Here is a 22,593-nt window from a genome sequence, read left to right on the forward strand (position 1 = left end):
CACTTTGTCAGCAGAGCCAAACCCCTTCATGACGCGCCTCAGGTGTCCAACGCACTCCAGTCCACGGGGCCGGAAGGAGCCTTCCTTTGTTGCCGAGGCACGGCTTTGCGGCTCTTCTCTTCCGGCGCCTTCGGCACGGGAAGCGCTTTTCCCCAGGGTACGGCGAAGGCAGGCACCGCTTCGCCCAGCTGGACACCATGCGGCGGCACCACCATGACCCCGTCGGCGCCGGCCAGGCCACGCATCATTCCAGGGCCTGCATGATTGGCTGGCGACGCCAACCCATACACCAGCTTGAACGGCATCAGGCGGGTGCGGCCGGGCTCGGCATCAAGGGTGGTGCCACAGGGAACCTCGCCCACCTCCTCCAAACGGCCATGGCCCAAGGCCGCCAGCAGCGGTCCACCCACGGTGAACAAAGCCATCATGGCCGCCAGCGGATTTCCAGGCAGGCCCAACACAAACCGGCCATCGGGCAACTCTGCCAACACCGCCGGATGTCCGGGACGCATGGCGATCCCATCAATCAGCAAATTCCCGCCAAGTTCAGCTACGGCTTTGCGTAGGTGGTCGGTTCCAGAGCGTCCCGTGCCGCCCGTGGTAATAACGACGTCGGCAGGAGGTTCCGCTTCACCGAAGTGGTCCCCGGGTCCCGGCTCGTCCAGCGTTGGCTCGGTGTCCTGGAGTGCGTCGATCCACTCCTCATAGCTGTCACCCACCCTGAGCTGCTCCCCGGCAATGCCGCCCAAAAGCTCCACCACGGCGCCCAGCTGCGGACCGAAGGTATCCCTGACCTGGCCGGGCAAGGGAACACCGTGAGCCACTACTTCCGAGCCCGTCAGGAGGAAACGGACCAAGGGTTTTCCGAGCACCACAAGATGGTCCAGGCCCGCAAGCGCTGCCAAGGCAATATGGGCCGGATTCAGCACCGTGCCGGCCTTGAGCAGGACATCACCCTCAGCGGCCTCTTCCGCAGCCTTTCGGATATGTTGGCCGTTGCGGGGCTCCCCCGGTTTGGCGCTGCCTCCCAGCGCAAGAACCGGCAGGCCATCCTCGTCAGTAGCTATCACGCCGCTTTCACTGCGCAGTACTGCCTTGGCACCGGGCGGAATAAGCCCGCCCGTAACTATGGGACTGGCCTGGTGCGGCGCAAGCCTCTGCCCCGGTTCGCTGAGGATCCACGGACCGCTGCCGTTAACGGCCCATCCATCCATGGCGGAAGACGCATAATGGGGCATGTCCTGCACTGCCAGGGCATCCGAAGCCAGGGTGCGCCCGAGCGCTGAGCTGAGCGGCACGGGGCCCGACGGAATGGGTGTGGCGACGTCGAACGCACGCTGCCGGGCCTCATGCCATGTGTGTGCCGCGTGATGGCCCTCGTTGGGGGCCTCCGTCATTCCGGGCCGGTCCCGGACTCCGAGTACTCACGGGCAATTTTGCGGGCCAGTTCCAAGGCAGCGTTCATGGACGCGTCATCGCTGGCCTGGCCGATTCCTCGGGCCATTCCGGCCGCGTAACCTGCAATAAACGTGGTCAGGGGTGCGGCGGGGCGCACCACGGAATGTGCTGCTACTCCAGCCACCGCGAGGACCTCGTTGATGTCGACTTCCACGCCCTCAAGCTCGAATGCCTGAAGCAGTGTCCGGCACCATTCCTCGAGCGTCTCTTCCTGGCTCTTCACGTCCGCCTCCAACTCGTAGTCAATGCCCAGGGCCGCAGCGTCCTCCCATGTATCCACGTCATCGGTGGACCCAGCGGGGACTTCAACGTCCAGCACGTTCAGCCTAGCAAGCAGGCGGAACACTGATGAGTTCGTTAACCCGGAACCTCCCGAAGCTACGGCCACTTCCCTTTCCAGGGCCTCTGTACTGTAGGCCCCCAGAAGTGGCTGCTTCCGGCCGTCGGCAGAGACGGCCATGGCTCCTTCCATTCCGGGACTGGACTCAAGAGCGGCCCAAAGGAGGCCAACACCGCGGGATGCATGCGGCATATCGCAGGCAAGCACCAGCGTCCATGGAGTGCTCCTACCGCCATTCTTCAGCGCGCTCAAGCCGGCCGCGATGGCAGCTGCCGGCCCTGCGAATACAGGTTCTTCGCGTGTCCGCAGAACAGCGTCCGGTAGGTTCCCGGTGCCTCCTGGCTCGCCGCCGCCTGAGCCGGGCTCATCCGGCCCCACCACAACCACCGCCGAAGCACCCCGGGCAGCCTGAAGTGCGAGCGAAAGGAGGGTGTCGCCGTCGTACTTCAACCATGGCTTGGGCACGCCGCCGAGGCGGGTGGCCCTGCCACCCGCCAAAATCACGGCGTTGAACTCCATCCGCCCAGACTACCCGGGCGGCCGGAGGTCAGCAGAAATCGATCAGGCAGCGGATTCCGGCAACAGGAACGGGTCCCAGTCCGGCGCAGGTTTCTCGAGTTCTTTGATCTGCCACATGGTTCCCTGGGGCACTCCGGGTTTGAAACGGAGCTTCCAACCCATTTCAGCCAGTGTGTGGTCGCTTTTGGCGTTGTTGCATTTCAAGCACGCCGCAACCAGGTTTTCCCAGGAATCCGCGCCGCCCCTGGATTTGGGGTGGACGTGGTCTATGGTGTGGGCTGTTTTGCCGCAATAGGCGCACCGGTGACCGTCGCGGCGAAGCACGCCGCGGCGGCTCACGGCGGTGACCTTGTTGTACTTGGGACGTATGTAGCGGTTAAGGAGAATCACGGACGGGCGTCCAAGAATTTCCTGTGGCCCGACGACAGGCTCGTCGCCTTCGGCCACTACGCTAGCTTTCCCAGTGAGCACAAGGACCAGCGCCCGGCGGAATGTTATTACCGCCAGCGGTTCATATCCAGCATTCAGAACGAGTGTGCGCATGCACGTACCTCTTCACGGCCGCACCCGTCAGGGGCACGAGGGCCGGCTGCCCTCTGCATGTACGGGCTGTGGATCGACAACATAAGGGTAAGCACTTATATGCCGTATCAACGAATTTTTCTGTCGTTTCGCTCACAGTGTCGGCAAGAGTTCATGCGCGGTTAAAGCAGAACACCCCGCCGGCCGGAGCCTGCGGGGTGTTCTGAAGAAAGTGAATCAGCCGTTGACGCGGATGAAAACCGGGCCGGAACCGACGTTGACGCTGAACAGTGCCGTGGTGGATCCGTTCCATCCACCGTGAACTGCCTGACCGTTGCCCACGTATACAGCGATGTGCGCCTGTCCGGCCAAACCACCGTTTGCGTAGTAGGCGAGGTCGCCGGGCTGGGCTTCTGCTGCACTGACCGTGCGGCCCAAGGAGAGGTAACCTGCAGGCCAGTCGTGGAAGTTGATTCCCACGGCTGCAAGGGAGTTGGTGACCAGCATGGTGCAGTCCTGGGTGACGCCGAGCTGGGCGTAAGCAGCTGCAGCGATGGCTGCGCCGAGTCCGCTGGAAGCCGCCGGAGCTGCTGGAGCGGGGGTTGAGTTGCTGACGGCCACGGTGGCGTTGGCTGCAGGAGCGGCCTTGGCGGCAACCGCAGGTACTTCCTTGGCTTCAACCTTGGCTTCAACCTTGGCCGGCGCTTCTTCCACCACAACGGGAGCCGGAGCTTCCACGGTGGTGACCACGGGACGCTCGTAAGAGATAGCCACAGTGGAGTCGGCCGCGATGGTGGCCTGCGCTACGGACTGGACGTCCAATGTGGACGTGGAGGTCGACTCACGATCAACGTTGGTCTCGGCTGCGTTGGCCGCGATGCCGCTGGTCAGGACCAGGCCTGAAGCTGCGGCGATCACTGCTGCCTGGCGGCCAACGCCACCGGCGTTGGAGCTGACAGCTTTGGCAATGACGGCAAGCGAGCTGGTCTTGGGGGCCTCAGCGCGGTGCCGTGCAAGCTTGTTTGCACTGGTCATGATTTTCTCTTTTCGTATCCGAGCGCCGTTGGGTGCACACGGGTAGCGGGTAGGACCGGCATTGCGGGCATGCCGGCCCACCCCGAGCCGGATTGTTTCTAGCGGAGGGTGTAGAACGAGGAGGTGCCGGTGGACGCTACGGAGTGCAGCAGCGTTCCCTGGCCGGGGTTCAAAGCGCTGATCATCATGCCATTGCCGACGTAGATGCCCACATGGGCTCCGCCGTTCTGCATGACGAGGTCGCCGGGAGAAGGAGTGCTGGTGGGCGTCATAGCCGTCCAGGCGTTCACGCGGGGGATGCTGATGCCTGCCTGGGCGTAGACCCACTGGGTGAAGCCGGAGCAGTCCCAGCCGTTAGGTGTTGTTCCGCCCCAAACGTACGGGGAGCCGATGCCGGTGTAGGCAATAGCAGCAAGGCCGGAAGCAGCTGCGCTGGCAGCCGGGTCCTTGGCCTCGGAGGACTTCGCCGTCACGGCTTCAGGGGCTTCGTCCGTGGTGGCCGTTGCTCGTTCGGTAACCTGCGCTGCGCGCTGGACTACCTTGGGGGCTTCCTTGGTGGCCACGGTGGGGCTCTCGAAGGAAACGGTGGCTGTTGGCTCTGCGGTAACCACTGCCGTTACAACCAGCTGCTGGGTGCTGGAGGCTTCAGTCTTGGAAACATCGGCGTCGGCTGCCTGTGCGGGCAATCCGACGGTGAGGACGAGGCCTGAGGCTGCGGCCAGAACGATGGCCTGACGGCTCATGGTTCCGGCGTTGGTGGATACAGCCTTGGAAAGCGTGTTCAACGGGTTCGTGCGAACCGTTTGGGCGCGATGGCGCGCAGGGGTAGTGCGTGATGACACGTAGGTAGCCTCTCCCAATGCCTGCGAGGTGAGCTGTCGGATTCGGATGGGAGTCATCCGGCCGCGCCGCTTCCAAGGAAGTTTTGCGACTTAACCCCAAGGCCTTCTCACGAAGACCAGAAGTGGTTCCCCCGCCCCTGCCAGACGATTTATGCGAACGGACCTTGAGAGGTGGCAGAGCTAGGCAATCCACTCAAGTGCACCGGCCCCCTAAAAAGCCGATGCGCTCTGTACGCTACAACAGTTGAACGCAAATGTCACATTCAGGTCACGGGGTGTCCCGCACATGCGAGAGGCGACCATCAGATTGGTTAGAGCCAGCCCATGGGGTCTACGACTTCACCGTTGACCTGAACCTCGAAGTGGAGGTGGCAGCCGGTTGAAGCGCCCGTGGTGCCGCTCAGCGCGACGGTATCGCCACGGTTGACGGTTTGTCCCACCTGGACGGTGAAGGACGACAGGTGGTTGTACGTGGTCTCGAGGCCGTTGCCGTGGTCGATCACCACACGGTTGCCTCCGCCATATTCGTGCCATCCGGCGAAAGTGACCTTGCCGGTTGCCGCTGCGTGGACAGCGGTGCCGCACTGGGCAACGAAGTCCTGGCCCCGGTGGAAGTCACCGGCGCCGCCCGTGAGGGGGCTGATGCGGTAGCCGAAGGGCGATGCCGTGGTAAGTGTGTCAAGGGGGCTGGCCATGGTGCCAACGGATGATGCGCGCTGGATGCTTCCGGCCGACTGGGCGCTGAGCAGTTGCTTCAACTTCCCATCGGGGTCAGCGGCAGTGGCGACTGCGGCTCGGCTGAAGTCGATCTTCGCCGACGCGGCCGCGGAAACCTCGGGCTGGCTGCCCGCGGGGGCTGCGACGGCGAGGGCGGACTCGGTCTGGCCCGATTCCGAGGTGGCCATGACCGGGCTGGTGGCCGGCAGGCCGACAGTCAGGGCAAGCCCGGTGGCGGCAAGCGCAACACCGGCCTTCTGCCCGACGCCGCTGGCAGCGGCGAAGTCGGCAACCTGGCGCAGGGGGCTCTTACGGCGGCGCACTTGACGCTCGGTGGCGCGGGGCCGGATCTCCGTGACGACGGTGGCTGGCCGCAGCTCAGCAGCGGGGCCGGACGCGCGGCGGCGACCCCTGACGTTCTGCGATGTCAAACTCTGTTCCTCTCTCAAAAGCCTGCGAAGTTAGCTGTCGGATTCGGGTCAGAGAGTACAAAGACCCGGTCCGCGCGAGGCGCTCACGGCACACAGGTATCCCAAGAGGGACTTGTATACGTGGGCACTTCTGCTGCGGACTTCACCCCAAGGCTGCTTCTTTAGACAGCCGCTTGTGGTTCCCCCGCCTCTGCCAGTGGTGGGTGACACACCTGATCCGCTGGCAGAGCTCGGCTCCGGATCAGGTAACGCTTTGGTATCAGCGCTAGTAAATAACTATAGGGGATTAAGGCCTTCGGTAATAAATTCGTTATCAACAGGATCGGGCTCAGAGCGAGAAGCCCTTATCACTATTTTCGGAAAACCGCAGGTCACGCACGCTAAAAAGTGACAGAAGTGAGGTTTGACACGGCGCTGCCGTCGACACTCAGTTGAGGGATACGAAGACGTGCGCGGCCACCTCGGGCGGCAGCTCCAAAGCTCCTTCGATGCCCGGAACACGGACGGAGATGTACTCGCCGACGCGCTCCAGCGAGACACTTGCTCCGGGACGGATTCCGCCTTCGTCCAATTGGGTCAGGAGCTCCGGCTCAACCTGGATGGGCTCCGCGAGGCGGCTGACCACCACGCGGGTAGCGGCGGCATATCCGTCCATTGCCTGGAGAAGGTTGACATCCAGCCGAGGGAAGGGCTGGCTGGCAAGGCCGCCAAGCGCTTCAAGTCCGGGGATGGGGTTGCCGTAGGGAGACTCCGTGGGGTGTTCCAAGAGCTCGTAGAGCCGACGCTCCACACGCTCGCTCATGACGTGCTCCCAGCGGCACGCTTCATCATGGACGTAGGCCCAATCAAGCCCAATGACGTCGGCCAGCAGGCGCTCCGCGAGGCGGTGCTTGCGCATGACTTCGGTGGCGCGCTTCCGGCCCGCTTCCGTCAGTTCCAGGTGGCGGTCGTTGGACACAATCACCAGGCCATCGCGCTCCATGCGTCCAATGGTCTGGGAAACAGTGGGGCCGGAGTGCCGCAGGCGCTCGGCGATGCGGGCCCGCAGGGCCACAATGTTTTCTTCTTCAAGCTCCAAAATGGTCCGAAGATACATCTCAGTGGTATCGATCAGATCCGTCATCCAGCTCAGCTCTCCTCGAACGCAGTTCCTTGCGTAATCTCCACCGTACCGCGTCCCTGGCAAGGGCGGACGGTGTGCACCGCCGCCCCCTGAACGCCAACCCCCAGCCTAGCTTATTTGGAATTACTCTGGATAATTCCGGTCGCATTCGGTGGGACCGCATTCCACGTGGCGGACTATGACGGTGGCAGGTTCCTGAGGCCGGGCCGTGTCAGGCAGAATTGGGGTGTCGAAGGGGCAGTTGATGCCCCATGCCACCTCCCATCTCTAGCCGACACCCATTGGAGCGCCACGTGAGCGACAACAGCATCACCATTCCCGCCGACCTTCTGCCCAAGGACGGACGCTTCGGCGCTGGACCGTCCAAGGTTCGCCCGGAACAGATCGAGGCGTTGTCTGCAGCATCGTCCACCATCCTGGGTACCTCCCACCGCCAGGCTCCGGTCAAGAACCTGGTGGGTTCGGTCCGTGAAGGACTCAGCCAGTTCTTCCGCGCTCCGGAAGGTTACGAGGTTGTCCTCGGCGTAGGCGGCTCAACGGCGTTCTGGGATGTGGCGGCGTTTGGCCTGGTGGAGAAGAAGGCACAGCACTTGTCCTTCGGTGAGTTCGGTTCCAAGTTCGCTGCCGCCACCAACAAGGCACCCTTCCTTGATGCTTCTTCCATCATCAAGGCCGAACCCGGAACCCGCCCGGTGGCACAGGCCGAAACCGGCGTTGACGTCTACGCTTGGCCCCAGAATGAAACGTCAACGGGCGTGGCTGCGCCCGTCAAACGCGTCCAGGGTGCTGATGAAGGCTCCCTCGTCCTGGTGGATGCCACCTCGGCGGCCGGCGGGCTGGACGTTGACGTTGCCGAATCGGACGTCTACTACTTCGCCCCGCAAAAGAACTTCGCCTCCGACGGCGGCCTCTGGCTGGGCCTCTTCTCCCCCGCAGCCCTGGAGCGTGCTGCACGCATCAAGGCCAGCGACCGCTGGATCCCGGACTTCCTGGACCTGCAGACGGCCATTGATAACTCCAAGCTGAACCAGACCTACAACACCCCGTCGCTCTCCACCCTGGTGACCCTGGACGCACAGGTGCAGTGGCTCAACAGCAACGGCGGCCTGGACTTCGCCAGCAAGCGCACGGCAGATTCTGCCAACCGCATCTACTCCTGGGCTGAGGCCTCCGAGTACGCCACGCCTTTCGTCGCAAACGCCGAGGACCGCTCCAACGTCATCGCCACCATCGACTTTGACGACTCCATTGACGCCGCGGCCATCGCCAAGGTCCTGCGCGCCAACGGCGTGGTGGACACCGAACCGTACCGTAAGCTCGGCCGCAACCAGCTCCGCATCGCCACCTTCGTCGCCATCGAGCCGGACGACGTTTCCGCGCTGCTCGCCAGCATCGACTACGTGGTGGGAGAACTGAAGAAGTAGCACCACGGGCTTTGGCCGGCGTCGTGCGGGTAGCTCCCGTACGGCGCCGCTGCCATTTAAGCCGCCGCCATTTAAGGTGCGCTACCCGCCCTGCCTGCTTGCGCCGTCGTCGTCCGTATCCGGAGGGGCAAGCAGCGACTCCACCCGGAAGTGCCGCAGTCCGCGGGCCCGGCGGTCAAAACGGAGCCGCAGTTGTTTCGCACGGATGATCCACAGCAAACCCACGACGGCGGTGCTGACGCCGGCAACCGCGGCGACGCCCACGGCCCACCGTGGGCCACCGACGTTGGCCACCAACCCCACCAGCGGTGCCCCGATGGGGGTGCCGCCCATGAAGATGGCCATGTAGAGGGACATGACCCGCCCGCGCATCACGGCTTCCGTGGTGGATTGAACGTAGCCGTTGGCGCTGGTGATAAGGGTCAGGGCGAAGAGTCCGCACGGAATCAGGGCGAGCCCGAACAGCACGGCGTTGGGTGCCAATGCGGCCAGGGCGCTGGCAAGTCCGAACCCGCCGGCGGCCCCGAAGATCAACCTGAGGCGCGGCCTGCCTCGCCGGGCGGCCAACAGCGCACCGGTCACCGAGCCAATGGCCATGACCGAGTTCAAGGCCCCAAAGGCACCCGCATCCATGCCGAATTGGGTGCCCACCATGGCTGCGATGAACAGGGGGAAATTGAGCCCGAACGTGCCCACGATGAAGATCGCCACCAGGACCACCTGGATGTCGGGCCTGTTCCTGACATACTGCAATCCCTCCCTGATCCGCCCCTTGCCCGCGGCTGCCCGGGGTTGACTGCGGAGTGAGGACGCAGGAATAAGTTTCAGTGCCCACAGCATGGCAACGAAAGACACCGTGTTGATGAGGAACACCCAGCCGGGGCCCACCACCACCGTCAGAACACCGGAAACAGCGGGGCCGATCATCCGCGCCACGTTGAAGGAGGCGCTGTTGAGCGCAACCGCGTTGGGCAGGTAATCGTCGGTGACGAGTTCGGAGACGAAAGTCTGGCGGACGGGGGCGTCCACGGCAGTGACTATTCCAAGCATGAGGGCAAAGAGGTAGACGTGCCAGAGTTCAGCGACGCCCAGCAGTACCAACACGCCCAGGCCCGTACTGAGGAGGGCCATGGCCACCAAGGTGATGAGCAGGAGCTTCCGCCGGCTGTAACGATCGGCCAGCAGCCCCGCCCACGGAGCAAGGAAAAGCTGGGGACCGAGTTGGAGTGCCAGGGTAATGCCCATGGCCCCGGCGTCGTGCGCGGTCAAGTGGTCAAAGACCAACCAGTCCTGCGCCGTCCGCTGCATCCAGGTGCCGATGTTGGAGATCAGCGCACCGAAGAACCAGATGCGGTAGTTGAGGATTCCGAGTGACCTAAAGGTGGACATCAGCGTCCGCCTTCACTGTGGTCACCCCGGGTTTCCGCAATGCCTATTCAGCCCCGGTTTCGTCGTCGTCTTCAGCGTCGTCGGAATCCTCGGCTGCCTCGGTGGCCTCGTCTTCTGCGGCCTGCACGGACTCCTCCGTGACGTCCTCAACAGTCTCTTCCACCAACGGCGTCTCATCCTCGGGACGGACGCGCTTGGCCCACGGCACCCACTCCGGGGCCAGGATGGAATCCTCTGAGGGCAGCAAACCGAGCTCGCTCACCGTTACCACCTTGGAGCGGGAGTTCCGGGTGAGCACGGCGTACCACTGCCAGCCGCCGTAGCCGGCGAGGCGGGACTCGAACAGGTGGGTCACCACACGGTCGCCCTCCGACTTGGCGCCAAGGTGCGCCCCCACTTCACCCGGGCTGGCGATGCCTTCAACTGCAACACGAGCAGCATCGACGGCGGCAGCCAGAAACGCGTCAGGCTTGCCGGTGCGCCACACGGGTAACCCGGTGCGCGGTTTGGCCGCGACAGGCTTCCGCGCGGGGGCTTCCCCGTTTCCAGGAGCCTGGGCAGCTTCAGGGCCGGCCTTGGTGTCCTGTGCGGATTCCGAAGTCATGGCGGTCCTAAGCTTCCAGCTCGTCGGCAACCTTGCGCAGGGCCAGGCTGATGGCCTTTGCCTTGTTGCCGTCGGGGTACTTGCCTGAAGACAAGGAGCCGGAGAGGTTATCCAGTACCGTCACCAGGTCCTGCACCATGGGTGCAAGGTCCTTGGCGTTCATGCGCTTGGCTTTGGCGATGGACGGCGTTTTCTCCAGGACGCGCAGTCCCAGCGCCTGGGCGCCACGGCGGCCGTCGGCAACGCCGAACTCCACCCGGGTTCCGGCCTTGAGCTCAGTTACGCCCGCGGGCAGGGACGTTTTGGGCAGGAATACTTCCTGCCCGTCTTCTGCCGCGAGGAATCCGAAGCCTTTTTCCTTGTCATACCACTTGACCTTGCCGGTAGGCACGTAATCAACCTTCTTCGTTCTTGCTTTGGGAGACACGTCGGGCCAATCACCGCATCCGCAGGGATCTGCGGGATCGAGGGTGACAGCCCGGTCCGTGTTGGTCTGTTCCTTCAAGGTTATCCTGCCGGACCCCCTATTCCCGCTTTGCCGCGACCACGCAGCACCGGAACAAGACACAGGCAGCACGCGAACAGGACAAGAACGGCAACAATGGTGCGGACAGAAGTCCCCTCTGCGGCCTAACTGCTAGCGTTGTGCCCATGACTTTCCCGGGTTACCGCCGCCCCCTCATGATCATCGCCGCCGTCATTGCAGTCCTCTCCCTGGCCGCAGTGGGCACGGTCATGGCTGTGGCTTTTAATGAGGGAGTTGCGCCGGTGTGGGTAACCTGGACGGCACTTTACGGACTGCCCGTGGCCTTCATGCTCGGCATATTCCTGGTAGTTGACTCCGTTCGCCAGCGGCGCCGGCAATAACCTGCGCCCCCGCTGACAGGCACCAGCGGCCCCGGAGCGGTAACGTTGGATTGATGTCCCTTATTCGCGCGCTCAGCAAGGAATTGGAAGCGCGCAGCGACGATTCGCTGCGGGCCTTGTTTGCCGCGCGGCCGGACCTGATCTCCCCCATGGCGCCCGACTTTGCGGCCCTGGCTGCGAGGGCGAGCGCCCGGGTCAGTGTCCAACGGGCCCTGGAACGCCTGAACAAACCGGAAATGCAGGTGCTGGAGACGCTGCACCTGTGTACCAATGCCGATACCGGCCACAGTATTTCCGCGGCCGGGCTGAAGAAGGTCATTGCCGGTTCCACCCTTTCGGCACTGGATCCCATCCTCGCAAAGCTGCAGGAACTGGCACTGGTCCACAGGGCGGATCCGCCCACCGGGTCACCAGCAACATCGTCCCGTCAGCGCTTTTATCTTCCGGTGGGCAGCCTCAAGGACGTGATCGGCATCTACCCGGCGGGACTCGGGCGCAGCTACACCGAACTTGTCCGGTTACAACCGGCCTTTGCCCAGCGGGTAGTGCAGTTGGTGGCCGAGCTTCATCAAAGCGGCGCGGGCATCCACCCCGCCAGCACTCCCATGGACGCTGCGTTGGCATTGCAACGCTGGACATCCACCCCTGAGAATCTGCGCGCCATCCTTGCGACGGCGCCGGCGCGGACCACGGGCTTGTTGGACAAATTCGGCAGCTGGGCCATGGGCGCAGTGCCCCAAGCGCAGCGCCGGGCCTCGGTCACCCACGAAAGTCACGACGTCGGCCCTATCGACTGGCTGTTGGCCCGCGGTTTGCTGGTCCCCCTGGATGCCGGCCACGTGGAGCTGCCCCACAGCGTGGGTCTTGCGTTGCGCGGAGGTGCGATCGTGGACGACTTCACGCTGACGCCACCTGTTCCGGAACTCGGCCATACCAGTGCTGCCCTGCGACGGAATGCGGCCATGGGGGCGATCGCGGAAATCCTGCGGCTGACTGCTGAGCTGTTGTTCGCGGTGCGGGAACAACCCCTGGCGACGCTGCGAAGCGGCGGTGTGGGTGTGCGCGAGTTGCGACGATTGGCCGAATCCATCCGCTTGGGTGTCCATGAAACGGCCGTCCTCCTGGAGTTGTGCGCCATGGCGGGATTGCTCCGTTTGGACGTGGACAGTTCCACGTGGGTCCAGCCGCCATCGCTCGAATGGCTCAACCTTCCCCGGCAGGAACAGTGGTTGTGGCTGGTCAATGCCTGGCTGGCCAGCGAGAGGGCACCTTCCCTGGTGGGGCAGCCCCTCACCGGCCCGACGTCGTCGGCCGCCCATCAAGGCACGGCCGGTACCACCATCAACGCTTTGTCCGCGGAAGCGCAACGGCCCGACGCCCCTGTTGTTCGCCGTCGGGTCCTTGAAATTCTCAATGAGCTCACAGCCGAAGCGGCCGCACCGGATGGCAAAGCGCCTGTTTTGGACGCCAGGGCTGTACTGCAGCGGGCCGAGTGGTCCCAGCCGCGGATGTCCCGCCGGTTCAGTTCACTGGTCCGAGGCATCCTTGAGGAAGCCACGCTTCTGGGCCTGATGGGATCAGGGGCGTTAACCCAATTGGGTGCGGCCATTGCCGATGCCCAGCCGGAAAAAGCCCTGACCATCCTTGGTGAGCATTTACCGGCCGCCGTGAACCATATTCTCCTCCAAGCCGATCTCACAGCAGTGGCGCCCGGGTACCTCGCGCCGGAGCTGGGCGATACGCTGCTGCTGATGGCCGACGCCGAGGGCCAGGGTCCGGCGTCGATCTACCGGTTCTCGGCCACCTCCATCCGGAGGGCCTTGGACGCCGGACAGGATGCGGAATCTCTGTTGGCGTTCCTCCGTGAGCATTCGGCCACGGACGTGCCCCAACCTTTGGAGTACCTTATCCAGGACACCGCTTCCCGGCACGGCCGCCTCCGAATCGGAACGAGTGCCAGCTTCATCCAGAGCGACGACGAGACCGCCATTACCGATCTTCTCCGCGAAGCCCGGACGTCGGCTTTGAGCTTGGTGCGCATCGCACCCACTGTCCTGACCTCCTCTGCCAGCCCGCGAGAGACTGCGCGCGTCCTTCGCGAGCTGGGACTATCGCCTGCAGTGCAGGAGGCCGAGACCGCCGTCGTGCGTTTCAAGCGAACCACGGCGCTGCCTGGCAGCGCCCGTCCGGTCTACACTGCGCCCCGAACGGCTCCGCCGGAGGACGACGTGGAGGCACAGCTTTCGGTGCTGCGCCAACACCGTGCCGTCCCGGCCGAAACCACCGGCGAGGCGTCCACCCAGCTCGGCCTGGAGACCCTGCAAACGGCTATCCGGCTCAAACAGGCGGTCACCATGAACGTGGTGGACAGCTTGGGGAATGCCAACACTGAAACCGTTGTTCCTGTATCTGTCTCAGGTGGGCGTGTGAGGGTGTTCGATCCCGCCAAGGACACCGAACGGGTGTTGTCCATCCACCGGATCATCGATGTGGAACCCGCAGGAGAGCTGCGCTCATGAAAAGGACTCAACAGTGACCGACGGTCCGCTGATCGTACAAAGTGACAAGACCATCCTCTTGGAAGTCGATCACGAGCTCGCCACCGAGGCCCGGCATGCAATCGCCGCCTTCGCCGAGTTGGAGCGTGCCCCGGAACACATGCACAGCTACCGGCTGACGCCGCTGGGTCTCTGGAACGCCCGGGCTGCAGGGCTGGATGCGGAGCAGGTGCTCGATACCCTTCTGAAGTACTCCCGTTTTCCTGTCCCGCACTCCCTGCTGATCGATATCGAAGAGACCATGTCCCGCTACGGCCGGCTACGGCTTGAAAAGGACGCCCAGCACGGACTGGTGATGCGCACCGATGACTACCCTGTGCTGGAGGAAGTCATCCGTGCAAAAAAGATTGCTCCCCTGCTGGGGCCCAGGATCGACGGCGAAACCGTGGTGGTGCACTCTTCCCAGCGCGGACAGTTGAAGCAGCTGCTCCTCAAACTGGGCTGGCCCGCGGAGGACCTGGCCGGCTACGTTGACGGGCAACCGCACCTCATCATGCTGGACGAAAGCGGCTGGCAGCTGCGCCCTTATCAGAAGTTGGCCACGGAGAACTTCTGGGCCGGCGGCAGCGGCGTCGTCGTGCTTCCCTGCGGTGCGGGAAAGACGCTGGTAGGCGCAGCAGCGATGGCTACATCCTCCACCACCACGCTCATCCTGGTCACCAATACCGTCTCCGCCCGGCAGTGGAAGGACGAACTGCTCAAGCGGACATCACTGACCGAAGACGAAATCGGCGAATACTCCGGTGCAATCAAGGAAGTCCGGCCGGTCACCATTGCCACCTACCAGGTCCTCACCACCAAGCGCGGTGGACTCTATCCGCACCTGGAACTCGTGGACGGGCACGACTGGGGACTCATTATCTATGACGAAGTCCACCTGCTGCCCGCCCCGATTTTCCGTATGACCGCAGACCTCCAGGCCCGGCGTCGGCTAGGCCTCACAGCAACGCTGGTGCGGGAGGATGGGCGCGAAGGCGAGGTCTTCAGCCTGATCGGTCCCAAACGTTACGACGCACCATGGAAGGACATCGAGGCGCAGGGTTACATCGCGCCCGCCGACTGTGTTGAAGTCCGGGTAGACCTCCCCCGCGACGAACGGGTGGCCTATGCGATGGCCGACGATGCCGACAAATACCGGCTCTGCGCCACCTCGGAAACCAAAACCACACTGGTTGAAGAGCTCGTGGCAGTCCACAAGGGTGAACAGTTGCTGGTGATCGGCCAATACATTGACCAACTGGACGAGATCGCCGAGCGATTGGACGCTCCCCTGATCAAGGGCGAAACCACTGTCAAGGCACGGCAGAAACTCTTTGATGCCTTCCGCAAAGGTGAGATTCACACGTTGGTGGTGTCCAAGGTGGCCAACTTCTCCATCGACCTGCCTGAAGCGTCGGTCGCCATCCAGGTCTCAGGTTCCTTTGGCTCACGGCAGGAAGAAGCCCAACGGTTGGGACGCCTCCTGCGTCCCAAGCAAGACGGCCGCGCAGCCCGGTTCTACTCCTTGGTTGCACGGGACACGCTGGACCAGGATTTCGCGGCAAAGCGCCAAAGGTTCCTGGCTGAGCAGGGCTACGCCTACAGAATCATGGACGCCAAAGACGTGGGCAAGGACGTTGGGCAGGAGCAGTAGGAAGCCAGCCGGAACAATGTTTCCCACGCCTCTTGCTATTCATTTCCATCAACTTTACGATTCCTAGAGAAGCTCTCCGCCCTTAATGGTTGCCCCTGGTCCAGGCAGCCTGGCGGCCAGCCATCGGCGGTGGGGGAAGCCCGCAGCCAGGGAGCCGATGGTTCGAAGGCCTTGAAGAATCTGTGAATTGATTACCAGAGGATTCCCCAATGCGTAAAGCCCTCTTGGTCCTCTCCGCGATTGTCCTGCTGTCAGCACTCGCACAGCTGTTCTTCGCCGGATACTTCCACTTCCAAAACACCATCGAAGCCCAGCGTGAAGCCGGCGTCTACCATGCCGTGAACGGCCAATATGTGCTTCGGTACTCAGCTTTGCTGGCCGCGATCGTAGCAGCCATTGCCAAGGCGGGGTCCCGCACCATCTGGCTGGCGGCAGGTATTTTCCTGCTGACATGGCTTCAGCTGATCATCTTTATTGTTGGCGGCATGTTGACCGGATCCTCGCCGGAGTTCATCACTCCTTCGGGCTCGTGGGTGGTTTCCATCCACCCGATCGTGGGCGCGATGATGATCTTCATGTCCTATTGGTTGTTCAAGCGCGCACAAGCTGCCGCCCTCAACCCTCAACCGTTGCCTCCCAAGGCTGCATCTTCGGATGCTTCCACGTCCCCCAGCACAGCCTAAGCACCGGCAGCTGTGAACACCTCGCAGCTGCTGGCAGTAGATCTGCTGCTGTCTTTCGTGTCGGCTGGCGCCTGGATCGGCGCGGCGTGGATGACCGCGTCCTTGAAGGACAAGTCCCGCCGGACTGACCTTGCATTGCTCCTATTGGGTACAGCCGTCGCAGTGACAGTGGGACGGTACGCATTGCTTCCCGCTTTGGTGGCGGGCAGTTGGTGGTTTGCCAGCGAACGCATAACCATCAACGTGCCTCTGACCGCCATCCCCGCGGCTTGGGCCGCGGCGGCCGGTGTTCCGTTCTTGCTGAGGAGGCGGAACACCGGCTCCAAACCTGTCACACCAGATCCTGGACGATCCCGCGAATGGGCCGTCCTGGCCATAGTGGCTGCTGCCGCTTCCGCCGTGGCATCGCTGGCGCTGACGTTCGTCCTGGGGCCATTCCCCTCACTTTGGAGCCTAGCGGTGGTGCTGTTCATGGTGGCGGCATCTGTGCTGACCGTCAAGCTCGCACTGTTTCCTCAGACAGGACAGGTCCCACCTCGGTCCGGCGCGGCTCCCGGCGGCGGCGCTTCTGCCGTTGTCCGGCGGCCGACGGCGGCTGCCGCGGTGGCCGGGCTTATGATCTGTACCGCTTTGGGATCGGGGGTCTTTGCCTGGCTTGGGAGCCGGTCGGTGGACGGCGCCACCATCACCGCCGCCGTCGGTCATCACGGCGGTGCTGGCGTTGCGGTGAAGGATCCGACGCCGGTGACCAGCCTGGTGGGCGATGCCTTCGCGGACGCTGTGGTCCGGCGCTACGAACTGACGGCGCGAATGGAACAGGTAACGCTTCCATCCGGACAGACCACGGAGGCCTGGACGTATGGCAGCCTCCCCGGGCCGGCCTTGGAAGCCCAACTGGGAGAAGTGATGGAGGTGGTGCTCCATAACCGCGATGTGGCTGCGGGGGTGACGTTGCACTGGCACGGGTACGACGTCCCCAACGCCATGGACGGGGTGGCAGGGGCTACCCAGAACGCCGTCATGCCCGGAGGGTCCATGACGTATCGCTTCGCCGCCGCCCAAACCGGCACCTACTGGTACCACACCCACCAGGATTCCGCCGAGGGGGTCCGCAAGGGCCTCTATGGCACGTTCGTCGTGCACCACCCCACATCCCCCCGGGCCGATACGGACATTGTGGTGGCGGGGCACGACCTCAGCGGTCTGGGGTTGCTGGGCTCCTCAGACCGCACCACCGTGCATACGGCCACACCTGGTTCGAGTGTGCGGATTCGTCTGATCAACACCGATTCCGTACAGCAGCGGTACCTGATTCAAGGCGTGGCCTTCAAGGCCGTAGCCGTGGACGGAACCGAAGTGAACCAGCCCCAGGAAGTGACCGGCAAACTGGTACGCCTTGGCGCCGGTGGTCGGGTGGACGTCGCCTTCACCATGCCCGCCTCGCCCGTCACCGTGCGTTCGGACGCAGCAGCCAGCGCCGTCGTGGTCATTGCTCCGCCAGGTTCAGCAGACGCAGACTCCCAGGAACTGGCTCGGGAGAAGGCGCCGGCAGGGGTCTTCACCACCACGCCGGTGCTCGACCTTCTGGAATATGGCAAACCGCTGGATCGGGTTGAATCGCTGGATAGGGTCGAACCGCTGGATGGGGTCGAACCGCTGGATAGGAGCCGTGATGGCTCTGGACCCGTCCGTCCCATCACGCGGGAAGAAGTGATGGTGCTGGACCGGCAATTCCGATTTGTCGACGGGATTCCCCGGTACGCCTTCACCGTGAACGGGGCAGCGTATCCGCTGGTTCCGTCCATTGAAGTGGCTGAGGGCGACACCGTGAAAGTGACGGTAGTGAACCGCACCTCAGAGCCACATCCGATGCACCCGCACGGTCACCACGTGCAGGTCCTCAGCAGGAACGGAGTGGTCCCCAGCGGGTCACCACTCAACCTGGACACCGTGGACGTGCTGCCGGGCGAAGTGTGGGAACTACTACTCCATGCTGACAACCCTGGAATCTGGATGGATCATTGCCACAACCTGGACCACGCTGCCGAAGGAATGATGATGCTCCTGAAGTACCAAGGCGTGTCATCGCCGTTCGTGCATGGCGGCCAAACACACAACCGGCCTGAGTAAACGGACGGCCTGAGTAAACGGACGGCCTGAGTAAACGGCCGGCCTGAGAGGGGTGAACCTTAGGCGACCATTCTGCTGGTGACCTCAATCTTTACGTGATCCACCACGGCCCAGCCGTCCTCATCGCGAAGCTGGGCACTGGCAAACCGTTCGGCCGCGGCCAGGTCGTCAAAATCCTCGCGCCTAATACGGCCTGAATCGGTATCCAGATACGTCACATGGAACTCGACGTCCCTGGTGCGGTTCTGGTGGATGCTTGCGGGAGCTGCTGTGTTTGCCATGTTTTAAGTGTGGAACGGGGCACTGACATTATAGGAAGCATCCGCAGGCGTGTTGGGATTTCGTGGATTCAGGGCTTGGCCAGGTACTGGCCGGACACCTCACGGACCGTGTCGCTCAGGACGTCCAATACCCTTGACGCCGTCTTCCACCGTTGCCAGTAGAGCGGCACATCGAAGGGTCGGTCCGGGGCGAGTTCGATGAGCCGTCCGTCGGCGATGTCGGGCCCGCATTGAACTTCCGGGATCAAGCCCCAACCAAGGCCCAAACGGATCGCGTCGCCGAAGTCCTGGGAAGCCGGGACATAATGCCTGGGTCCTTTCCAGTCCGGAACCGCGCCGCCCTCAGCTTTGAATGCCGACTGCACAAACGCCCACTGATAGGTGTCCTTGCGATCAAAGTCCACGGTGGGGGCCGCATTGAGTGCGGCTCCGTCCACGTGGCTGCGCGGGTGCTTGTCCGGGTGCTTGTCCAAACCCTTTTCACTTCCCGGGAACCAGCGTTCCACGAACTGCGGGGCTGCAACCGCGCGGTAGCGCATCACTCCAAGGCTCTCTACGCGGCACCCTTGTACGGGCTCTGGAGTTGCCGTCACGGCGGCCATCACTTTCCCGGAGCGAAGCAAGGATGTGGAGTGTTGCTCATCATCCCTGTGGAGGTCGAAGGTGACGTTGAGGTCCTCAGGCACGTGGGCCAGCGCTTGCAGGAACCACACCGCCAAGGAATCCGCGTTGACCACAATGGGTACAGCCAACTGGGCCCTGTCCCCATCCAGCCCTAGTTCGCGTCCGGCATCAGCTTCCAGTTGCGCTACCTGCCTCGCCAGACGAAGGACCACTTCGCCCGCTTCCGTGGCCTGGGCAGGGTTGCTGCGTTGAAGCAAGACCCTCCCGGCCGACTGTTCGAGTGCCTTCAGCCGTTGGGAGACGGCCGACGGCGTGATGTGAAGCATGCGGGCGGCAGCATCAAGAGTGCCTTCTGAAAGGACCGTGGCGAACGTAAGGAGCTGGTCAGAAGGAAATCGCGGCATAAGAATATCTTATGCCGCATGAGAATCTTTAGCTGGCCTAAAGGTTGTTGCGCCCGTAATTTCGAAGGGTGAACTTTACTGATTTCTTCCAATCCGCTGGCCTCGGCCTGGCCACGGGGCTCGCCCTCATCGTCGCTATCGGAGCACAGAACGCCTTCGTACTCAGGCAAGGAATCCGGGGCGAGCATATTGTGCCCATCGTGGCGGTCTGCGCCTTGTCCGACGCCGTCTTGATCGCGGCCGGCGTGCTTGGCACCGGCGCACTCATCACGGCAGCCCCTGCCGCCGTCGTGGTTCTTCGCTATGTGGGCGCCGCCTTCCTGGTGACGTACGGCATTGTGGCCGCCCGGCGCGCCCTCCGTCCGCAGTCGTTGACAGCAAGTGAAGGGCGCGTCAACGACGCCGGCGCGAAGCGGGGTCTCGCTGCCGCCGTCACCACCGTCCTGGCGCTAACCTGGCTCAACCCGCACGTCTATCTGGACATAGCACTTCTGGGCTCGATAGCCAGCGCCCAGGGCGACCAGCTGCAGTGGTGGTTCGGGGCTGGCGCCATGCTGGGCAGCATCCTATGGTTCAGCTCATTGGGATTTGGAGCACGCTACCTCCGCGGCTTCTTTGCCCGGCCACTGTCCTGGCGATTCCTGGATGGCGGGATCGCCGTAACCATGGTGGCGCTGGGAGCGGGGTTGGTGCTGGGGGCCTGACCTGCTGCCCTTAGCCACGCAGGCGGCTCCCATGCGGCGTCCAGAAAACTCCCAGTTTCTGGGAGCATCATGGGTGTCATGAAAAAGAACGGTCCTGAAGCCAAGCTTCTCGTAGTCGACGACGAACCCAACATCCGCGAGCTGCTGTCCACGTCGCTGCGTTTTGCAGGCTTCGAGGTTGTTGCGGCCGCCAATGGTCGCGAAGCCCTCGCCGCGGCCGACCTCCACTCACCAGACCTGGCAGTTCTGGACGTCATGCTGCCGGACATGGACGGTTTCACGGTCACCCGTCGACTCCGCGCTGCAGGCAAGCACTTCCCGGTGCTGTTCCTCACAGCGAAGGATGACACCGAGGACAAAGTCACCGGCCTCACCGTCGGTGGCGACGACTACGTCACCAAACCCTTCAGCTTGGACGAAGTGGTGGCGCGCATCCGCGCGGTCCTTCGCCGCACCCAGCCGCTGGAAGACGACGACGCCGTGATCCGCGTGGACGATCTTGAACTCGACGACGACGCCCACGAGGTCCGTCGCGGGGGCACCGTGATCGAGCTCTCCCCCACCGAATTCAAGCTCCTGCGCTACCTCATGCTCAATCCCAACCGCGTCCTATCCAAGGCCCAGATCCTGGACCACGTGTGGGAGTACGACTTCAACGGCGATGCTTCGATCGTGGAGTCCTACATCTCCTACCTGCGCCGCAAGGTGGACATCGATCCCGATGCCGCAGCCCTCATTCAGACCAAGCGCGGCGTGGGTTACGTGCTGCGGACGGCAGAGAAGCGCTGACCCTTGCTGCTTCGCTGGAAGTCGGCGTCCCTGAGGTCCCAGCTCGTCGCCATCATCATGGGCCTGCTGCTGCTCGCCCTGGCGGCCACGGGCGCGGGAACGTTGACGCTCGTCAAGAGTTACCTGCAAGGCCAGGTAGACGACAAACTCAAAGCCGCCGTCGCCCTGGCCCAGGACCAGCAGTCTTTCGACAAGCTGGCCCAGCCCAACCCCTCAACGCCTACCGACACTGCCGTGCCCACGGACTACTCGCTAACGCTGTACGTTCCAGGTCTGGAGCCTTATCCTTTCGGCGGCAGTCAGAGTGATCGTCCGGCGATCGCCAATATCACCGCAGCTGAAGCCAAGCTTCGCGGCAACTCCCCCTTCCAAGTCAAAGGCACGGCCGGAACCAACTGGCGCGTGGTGGCCATCGGGGTCACCGCCAACGGCCAAAACGGCGTAGTGATCATCGGGCTGCCTCTCACCCCGGTGGACAAAGTGATGGAGCACGCCGTTCTGGTGGTTGTAGGCGTGGGCCTGTTGACGTTGGTCCTGGCGTTCTTCATCGCCACGTGGACCGTGGCGCGGTCCTTCCGTCCGCTTGCCAAGGTGGAGAAGACGGCTGCAGCCATCGCGGCCGGTGATCTGTCCCGCCGCGTGGAGGTGGATAACCCGCACACTGAGGTTGGCCGGCTGGGCGGTTCCCTCAATGCCATGCTTGCCCATATTGAAGCTTCCTTTGCTGCCCGCGCTGCTTCCGAGGGGCGCATGCGTCGCTTCGCAGCGGACGCCTCCCATGAACTGCGAACACCACTGGTGACCATCCGAGGCTTCTCCGAGCTCTATCGTCACGGAGCCTTGGCCACCAAAGAAGACGTGGCCATGGCCATGGGCAGGATCGAAAGCGAAGCCAAGCGCATGGGGTCCATGGTGGAGGATCTGTTGATGCTCGCCCGGCTTGATGAGCAGCGGCCGCTTCAGCTCAAGCCCGTGGACCTGCAGCTCCTTGCACACGATGCCGTGGTGGATACCAAGGCCTCCTCCGGAGACCGAACCATCACTCTGACCGGACTCGACGCCGCCTCCCCCACCGCGGCGCCGGTGCAGGGCGACGAAGCCAAACTCCGGCAAGTCATAGGGAACCTGGTGGGAAATGCGCTGAGGTACACCCCCGAAGGCAGCCCCATAGAACTCGCTGTCGGTGTTCGAAACACTCCGTCGGGTTCCGTTTCAGTCATCGAGATCCGCGATCACGGGCCAGGCATTCCGGAGACCGAAACCAATAAGATCTTCGAGCGCTTCTACCGTGCTGACACGTCGCGGACCCGGGAAACAGGCGGCAGTGGTCTCGGCCTTGCAATTGTTGCGGCGATTGTTGGCTCGCACGGCGGTACGGTCCAGGTTGCAGAGACCGACGGCGGCGGCGCCACTTTGGTAGTCAGCCTCCCCTTCCACCAGGAATCAGCTGAGCTGTTGTCCACATAGGGCTGTTGTCCACATAGCGACGTATGCCTGTTCTGCGGCTGCGGGCGGC

General features: G+C 63.4%; 21 protein-coding genes and 2 riboswitches. Of the genes, 9 read left to right on the forward strand and 12 right to left on the reverse strand.

Translation table 11 applies throughout. The features are described from left to right. Positions 1 to 38: 38 nt before the first annotated feature. The 7 genes from EU811_RS20175 to EU811_RS20205 form a co-directional block, all read right to left on the reverse strand. Entirely contained in the window at positions 39 to 1,397 is a 1,359-nt protein-coding gene (locus tag EU811_RS20175; protein ID WP_142940080.1) for a molybdopterin molybdotransferase MoeA, read from the reverse strand. Further along, on the reverse strand, positions 1,394 to 2,317 hold the full coding sequence (locus EU811_RS20180) for a DUF6457 domain-containing protein (RefSeq protein WP_142940081.1): 924 nt from the start codon (positions 2,315 to 2,317) through the stop codon (positions 1,394 to 1,396). The genes EU811_RS20175 and EU811_RS20180 overlap by 4 nt, the downstream gene beginning before the upstream one ends. 42 nt (positions 2,318 to 2,359) lie before the next feature. Then, the gene (locus EU811_RS20185) at positions 2,360 to 2,860 is read right to left on the reverse strand and encodes an HNH endonuclease (protein WP_142940082.1); all 501 of its coding nucleotides are present in this window, start codon (positions 2,858 to 2,860) and stop codon (positions 2,360 to 2,362) included. A 216-nt stretch (positions 2,861 to 3,076) separates the two neighbouring features. After that, entirely contained in the window at positions 3,077 to 3,874 is a 798-nt protein-coding gene (locus tag EU811_RS20190) for an NlpC/P60 family protein (RefSeq protein ID WP_142940083.1), read from the reverse strand. Positions 3,875 to 3,972: 98 nt separating this feature from the next. Next, entirely contained in the window at positions 3,973 to 4,716 is a 744-nt protein-coding gene (locus EU811_RS20195) for a C40 family peptidase (RefSeq protein ID WP_238703480.1), read from the reverse strand. 4 nt (positions 4,717 to 4,720) lie between these two features. After that, a riboswitch (cyclic di-AMP (ydaO/yuaA leader) is annotated at positions 4,721 to 4,882 on the reverse strand. 145 nt (positions 4,883 to 5,027) lie between these two features. Then, positions 5,028 to 5,864, reverse strand: a complete 837-nt coding sequence (locus EU811_RS20200; protein ID WP_142940085.1) for a M23 family metallopeptidase — start codon at positions 5,862 to 5,864, stop codon at positions 5,028 to 5,030. Between the two features lie 4 nt (positions 5,865 to 5,868). After that, positions 5,869 to 6,080, reverse strand: a riboswitch (cyclic di-AMP (ydaO/yuaA leader). A gap of 211 nt (positions 6,081 to 6,291) precedes the next feature. Then, positions 6,292 to 6,987 carry a metal-dependent transcriptional regulator gene (locus tag EU811_RS20205; protein ID WP_142940086.1) on the reverse strand — a complete coding sequence of 232 codons (696 nt, stop codon included), beginning with the start codon at positions 6,985 to 6,987 and terminating at the stop codon, positions 6,292 to 6,294. A gap of 293 nt (positions 6,988 to 7,280) precedes the next feature. On the opposite strand from EU811_RS20205, the gene serC reads away from it, so the two are divergent. Beyond that, on the forward strand, positions 7,281 to 8,411 hold the full coding sequence (serC, locus tag EU811_RS20210) for a phosphoserine transaminase (protein ID WP_142940087.1): 1,131 nt from the start codon (positions 7,281 to 7,283) through the stop codon (positions 8,409 to 8,411). Between the two features lie 81 nt (positions 8,412 to 8,492). Here the strand turns inward: serC and EU811_RS20215 are convergent, their stop codons facing one another. From EU811_RS20215 to EU811_RS20225, 3 genes are read right to left on the reverse strand one after another with little or no spacing between them, the layout of a single operon-like run. Then, on the reverse strand, positions 8,493 to 9,800 hold the full coding sequence (locus tag EU811_RS20215; RefSeq protein ID WP_142940088.1) for an MFS transporter: 1,308 nt from the start codon (positions 9,798 to 9,800) through the stop codon (positions 8,493 to 8,495). 43 nt (positions 9,801 to 9,843) lie between these two features. Continuing rightward, complete coding sequence (locus EU811_RS20220) at positions 9,844 to 10,404, reverse strand: DUF3027 domain-containing protein (protein ID WP_142940089.1); 561 nt, start codon at positions 10,402 to 10,404, stop codon at positions 9,844 to 9,846. Positions 10,405 to 10,411: 7 nt separating this feature from the next. Then, positions 10,412 to 10,795: a cold-shock protein gene (locus tag EU811_RS20225; RefSeq protein WP_026543217.1), complete on the reverse strand. Its 384-nt coding sequence runs from the start codon at positions 10,793 to 10,795 to the stop codon at positions 10,412 to 10,414. Positions 10,796 to 11,055: 260 nt separating this feature from the next. Between EU811_RS20225 and EU811_RS20230 the strand changes: the two genes are divergently transcribed. The 5 genes from EU811_RS20230 (at position 11,056) to EU811_RS20250 (ending at position 18,275) form a co-directional block, all read left to right on the forward strand. Continuing rightward, a complete protein-coding gene (locus tag EU811_RS20230; protein WP_142940090.1) occupies positions 11,056 to 11,271 on the forward strand; it encodes a hypothetical protein in 216 nt (71 codons plus the stop codon). Between the two features lie 53 nt (positions 11,272 to 11,324). After that, positions 11,325 to 13,790: a helicase-associated domain-containing protein gene (locus EU811_RS20235; protein ID WP_142940091.1), complete on the forward strand. Its 2,466-nt coding sequence runs from the start codon at positions 11,325 to 11,327 to the stop codon at positions 13,788 to 13,790. A gap of 13 nt (positions 13,791 to 13,803) precedes the next feature. Continuing rightward, a complete protein-coding gene (locus tag EU811_RS20240; RefSeq protein WP_142940092.1) occupies positions 13,804 to 15,462 on the forward strand; it encodes a DNA repair helicase XPB in 1,659 nt (552 codons plus the stop codon). A gap of 209 nt (positions 15,463 to 15,671) precedes the next feature. Further along, entirely contained in the window at positions 15,672 to 16,145 is a 474-nt protein-coding gene (locus EU811_RS20245; RefSeq protein ID WP_142940093.1) for a hypothetical protein, read from the forward strand. 12 nt (positions 16,146 to 16,157) lie between these two features. Continuing rightward, a complete protein-coding gene (locus EU811_RS20250) occupies positions 16,158 to 18,275 on the forward strand; it encodes a multicopper oxidase family protein (protein WP_142940094.1) in 2,118 nt (705 codons plus the stop codon). Between the two features lie 59 nt (positions 18,276 to 18,334). On the opposite strand, the gene EU811_RS20255 is transcribed toward EU811_RS20250, so the two are convergent. Next, entirely contained in the window at positions 18,335 to 18,556 is a 222-nt protein-coding gene (locus EU811_RS20255; protein ID WP_142940095.1) for a hypothetical protein, read from the reverse strand. Between the two features lie 68 nt (positions 18,557 to 18,624). Next, a complete protein-coding gene (locus tag EU811_RS20260; protein ID WP_142940096.1) occupies positions 18,625 to 19,584 on the reverse strand; it encodes a LysR family transcriptional regulator ArgP in 960 nt (319 codons plus the stop codon). Between the two features lie 68 nt (positions 19,585 to 19,652). Here EU811_RS20260 and EU811_RS20265 point away from each other — a divergent pair, with 68 nt between their 5' ends. From EU811_RS20265 to EU811_RS20275, 3 genes are all read left to right on the forward strand, one after another. Further along, on the forward strand, positions 19,653 to 20,288 hold the full coding sequence (locus EU811_RS20265; RefSeq protein ID WP_142940097.1) for a LysE/ArgO family amino acid transporter: 636 nt from the start codon (positions 19,653 to 19,655) through the stop codon (positions 20,286 to 20,288). Positions 20,289 to 20,366: 78 nt separating this feature from the next. Continuing rightward, positions 20,367 to 21,077: a response regulator transcription factor gene (locus EU811_RS20270; protein ID WP_024819794.1), complete on the forward strand. Its 711-nt coding sequence runs from the start codon at positions 20,367 to 20,369 to the stop codon at positions 21,075 to 21,077. 3 nt (positions 21,078 to 21,080) lie between these two features. Then, positions 21,081 to 22,544, forward strand: coding sequence for a sensor histidine kinase (locus EU811_RS20275; RefSeq protein ID WP_142940098.1), 1,464 nt, complete (start codon positions 21,081 to 21,083; stop codon positions 22,542 to 22,544). Positions 22,545 to 22,593: the final 49 nt, after the last annotated feature.

Source organism: Arthrobacter sp. TS-15 (assembly GCF_006964045.1).
Classification (GTDB): domain Bacteria; phylum Actinomycetota; class Actinomycetes; order Actinomycetales; family Micrococcaceae; genus Arthrobacter.

Coding starts and splice junctions, on each gene's coding strand:
- EU811_RS20270 (WP_024819794.1), top strand. CDS start 20,367: ATGAAAAAGAACGGTCCTGAAGCCAAGCTTCTCGTAGTCGACGACGAA.
- EU811_RS20190 (WP_142940083.1), bottom strand. CDS start 3,874: ATGACCAGTGCAAACAAGCTTGCACGGCACCGCGCTGAGGCCCCCAAG.
- EU811_RS20235 (WP_142940091.1), top strand. CDS start 11,325: ATGTCCCTTATTCGCGCGCTCAGCAAGGAATTGGAAGCGCGCAGCGAC.
- EU811_RS20175 (WP_142940080.1), bottom strand. CDS start 1,397: ATGACGGAGGCCCCCAACGAGGGCCATCACGCGGCACACACATGGCAT.
- EU811_RS20180 (WP_142940081.1), bottom strand. CDS start 2,317: ATGGAGTTCAACGCCGTGATTTTGGCGGGTGGCAGGGCCACCCGCCTC.
- EU811_RS20255 (WP_142940095.1), bottom strand. CDS start 18,556: ATGGCAAACACAGCAGCTCCCGCAAGCATCCACCAGAACCGCACCAGG.
- EU811_RS20245 (WP_142940093.1), top strand. CDS start 15,672: ATGCGTAAAGCCCTCTTGGTCCTCTCCGCGATTGTCCTGCTGTCAGCA.
- EU811_RS20220 (WP_142940089.1), bottom strand. CDS start 10,404: ATGACTTCGGAATCCGCACAGGACACCAAGGCCGGCCCTGAAGCTGCC.
- EU811_RS20230 (WP_142940090.1), top strand. CDS start 11,056: ATGACTTTCCCGGGTTACCGCCGCCCCCTCATGATCATCGCCGCCGTC.
- EU811_RS20260 (WP_142940096.1), bottom strand. CDS start 19,584: ATGCCGCGATTTCCTTCTGACCAGCTCCTTACGTTCGCCACGGTCCTT.
- EU811_RS20205 (WP_142940086.1), bottom strand. CDS start 6,987: ATGACGGATCTGATCGATACCACTGAGATGTATCTTCGGACCATTTTG.
- EU811_RS20215 (WP_142940088.1), bottom strand. CDS start 9,800: ATGTCCACCTTTAGGTCACTCGGAATCCTCAACTACCGCATCTGGTTC.
- EU811_RS20185 (WP_142940082.1), bottom strand. CDS start 2,860: ATGCGCACACTCGTTCTGAATGCTGGATATGAACCGCTGGCGGTAATA.